The sequence below is a fragment of the Candidatus Methylomirabilota bacterium genome (genome assembly GCA_027293415.1).
Classification (GTDB): Bacteria; Methylomirabilota; Methylomirabilia; order Methylomirabilales; family CSP1-5; genus CSP1-5.
The window spans coordinates 1-3411 of sequence record JAPUFX010000019.1 but is presented as its reverse complement, the minus strand read 5'-3'; the positions used below and the strand labels follow the sequence as shown (position 1 = coordinate 3411).

At 56.5% G+C, this 3411-nt stretch carries 3 protein-coding genes; all 3 read left to right on the top strand.

Going from position 1 to position 3411, the window contains the following annotated elements; all coding sequences use genetic code 11:
* Nucleotides 1-711 precede the first annotated feature (711 nt).
* A complete protein-coding gene (locus tag O6929_01505) occupies nucleotides 712-1737 on the top strand; it encodes a TRAP transporter substrate-binding protein (GenBank protein MCZ6479071.1) in 1026 nt (341 codons plus the stop codon).
* Nucleotides 1738-1743: 6 nt separating this feature from the next.
* Entirely contained in the window at nucleotides 1744-2253 is a 510-nt protein-coding gene (locus O6929_01500) for a TRAP transporter small permease (GenBank protein ID MCZ6479070.1), read from the top strand.
* Nucleotides 2250-3411, top strand: a 1162-nt coding sequence (locus O6929_01495) for a TRAP transporter large permease (GenBank protein MCZ6479069.1), incomplete at its 3' end; no start/stop codon positions are given. The genes O6929_01500 and O6929_01495, both read left to right, overlap by 4 nt.

Here is a 3411-nt window from a genome sequence, read left to right as displayed (position 1 = left end):
TGCTATTGCTGCGCTTTTCTCGCATGGAGGCAGAAATCACGCAAACAAATGGTGCCGTTGAATCGGTGTAGGGAGTGCCGGCCTCTTTCCCCGTCCGGCTACGCTCGGTGTTGGATGTTAATCGAGACAAGCTGGGGCTGGGCTCTATTGCGCAAAGTGTTGGCTCAGAAGAAGCCGAGGGGGCCTTCTCCTCAGCGGGAGCCAATGGGCCTCTGCTTGTCTGTTCCCAAATACACAGACTCCACGCCGAAACTGAGTTGCGGTAGGGGTACCTGCCCTGCTAATACGTCAACTACAGTGACATGTGGTAGTATTTGTCTACCACGAAGTACACGAAGATCACGAAGTTTTTTTTCAATCTGATTTCCCTTTGTGTCTTTCGTGCTCTTCGTGGTGATATTTTTCTCTCGCTACAACCTGCCTTCTCTATGTGAGAACTTTCCGTGTCGGACGCCTCCCTTTCTTCGGAGCAGACCCCCTCGGCTGCAAACGAAGTGTGCGCTTCCTCCTCCGAGGAAAGTGGGTCTTATGAATGATGGCAATAGGGTTGCGAAGAACTTTTCGCCACACTTTTGGACGGGGAGCCCGGGGGCGGTTGACATCAGAGGTCCTGATCGGATAGTCTCCGCCAAAATCGGTGCAATGTGTCTTAAATACTAATACAGCGTTGACATTGGTTCGTGACCATTTAGAAGAAAGGAGGATCTGACAATGATAAGGTTATCAAAGTTCGTTTCCTATGCGGTTATCGCTCCGTTGGTACTGGGGGGCGTAATGGCATTTCTGCCCTCCGCAGGTTCTACGGAAGAGCTCAAAATAGCTCACTTCATGTCGCCCAAACACCCCATGGACAGGTTCCTGATGCGGCCCTGGGCGAAGGAGATTGCAAAGATAACGAACAACGACCTGACGGCCCGCATCTACCCTGGAGGTGAGCTTGGGAAGGGCCCCCGGGCGCAGTTCAAGCGCGCTGTTGACGGTATTGCCGACATCACCTTTGGCCTGCAGGGTTACACGTCCAAGCAGTTTCCCAGGACCACGCTGATCGAGCTACCCGCCGTGGCCCCGAACGCCGTCGAGGCGACGAAGAGGCTCTGGGACATCTATGATAGGTACCTGGCCGTTGAATATAAGCGGGTCAAGACCCTCGCGATCTGGAACGCTGAAAGCCCGATCCTGATGACCAAGAATAAGCCCATCCGTAAGATTTCGGACATCAAGGGGCTTAAGATCCGCACACCGTCCAAGGCGCAAGCGGACCTCATCAAGGCCCTGGGCGCGACGCCCGTGGCAATGCCGGTGACCAGGATGTACAACGCACTGAATACGGGCGTAGTGGACGCCTTGATGGTTCCAGCCAGTGTCATCCGTTCCTTTAAGATCGGCGAGGTGGCTAAGTACTACACTACCGGTTTGCCATTCGGCCAATCGCCGTTCTTCCTGTTGATGAACCGTCCGAAGTGGGAATCGCTTTCGGCGAGTCAAAAAGCGGCAGTTAATAAGACCACGGGCCGCGGACTCAGCCTTAAAGGGGCCAAATTTTACGAGAAGGCCGGCGCAAAGGGCCTCAAGTCCGTCAGTAAGGGTGGGAAGCACGAGGTCATCTCCCTCTCATCTGATGAGGTGAAAAAGGGAACAGCGCTTTTGATAAAAGCCCGGAAGAAGATCGTAGCGGACCTTGAGAAGAAGGGGATTCCGGCCAAGGCGATCCTTGCTGCGATGGGAGTTGTAAGCTAGGCGGCCGTGGAGGACCGACGCGGGAAGATAAGCACGACCGTCGATAGTACCGTCCGCCTGCTAGCCTACCTTGGTGGCATAGTTCTCCTGTGGCTGATGGGTCTCACCGTCGTCGCGGTCGTCATGCGTTATGTTTTCAATGCACCTATCCTCGGTGCGCAGGACATCTCCGAGCTTAGCCTGGTCCTCGTGGTCTTCTTCGCTCTGGCCCATTGCGGCTGGACCGGTGGGCACGTGGCGGTTGACCTGATCAGCATGTTCTTGAAGCCGGAGATTCTCCGCTGGACGGATAGCTTGGTCCGGGCGATTTCCGGTCTGCTCTTTGTCTACGTCGCGTGGCAGACTATGCGGCAAAGTCTCGTCGCGCTTGAATTCGGTGAGGCCTCTAACCTGGTAGAAATTCCCCACTTTCCGTTCATCCTTGTAGTAGCGTTCGGTTCTGCCGTCTACGCCCTGGTGCTCTTTGTTCAAGCGGTGCGGATCGCCTGCGGTCTTCCGGACATGAAGATGCAATGACACCGACGGAGACCGGTCTCCTGGGTTTGGCGGGGCTGTTCTTGTTTCTTGCACTCCGCATGCCCGTTGGCATTGCCATGATGTTCGTCGGTGTCTTGGGATTCGCCGCCCTGAAGGGATGGGGACCGGCTCTCGCTGTCCTCGGCAGCGAGCCCTTCGTCATCGCGTCCAACTATGAACTGACGGTTATTCCGCTCTTTGTATTGATGGGCAATTTCGCCAGCGTGTCGGGGATGAGCCGCGACCTCTATGCCGCGGCCTATGCGTGGTTTGGCCACTGGCGCGGCGGCCTAGCCTCCGCCACCATCGCGGCCTGTTCGGGGTTTGCGGCGCTCTCCGGCTCTTCTGTGGCCTCCGCCGTGACGATGGGCCGGGTTGCACTGCCGGAGATGCGCCGCTACAACTACGACCCGCGGCTCGCCACGGGATGCATTGCGGCGGGTGGCACCCTGGGTATTCTGATTCCACCCAGCACCGGCTTTATCGTCTACGCCATCTTGACCGAGGAGTCGATCGGCCGGCTGTTCCTGGCAGGCGTCCTCCCAGGCTTGCTGCTGACCGCCCTTTTCATCCTGTCGATCTACATTCAAACGCGTATCAATCCCAAACTCGGTCCGGCGGGGCCGGCCGTACGGTTTAGTGAAAAGCTCAAGGCGACTTGGCAGGCGAGCTCCATGATCGGGATCGTCTTCATCACCATTGGCGGTATCTATGGTGGTCTCTTTACGCCTACCGAGGCGGCCGGGGTGGGTGCCTTTCTCGCCTTACTGCTCGCGCTGTTCCGTCGAAAGGTCAATGTCTCTTCTATGTCATCCGTTCTGTTGCAAAGTGTTCGAACGACGGCGTTTGTTTTTCTCATCCTGGTCGGTGCTCACATCTTCAACCCATTTCTGGCGCTAACGCATATCCCGTCTGATCTGGCCGAGTTGCTGGTCGGTTTGGAACTGCCTCGTAATTCCGTACTGCTCATCCTCCTGGCGAGTTACATCGTGCTCGGTACGTTCCTCGAGGGTTTCGCGATGCTGGTGCTGACCCTCCCGGTCGTGCATCCAATCATCGTGGCGCTGGAGTTTGATCCAATCTGGTTTGGTGTTGTGATGGTGATTGTCCTCGAGATGGGACTCATCAGCCCACCGGTCGGGATAAATGTGTTCGTTG

What these genes read in the sequence shown, in the direction of transcription:
- O6929_01505 (MCZ6479071.1), top strand. Translation starts at nt 712, where the DNA reads ATGATAAGGTTATCAAAGTTCGTTTCCTATGCGGTTATCGCTCCGTTG.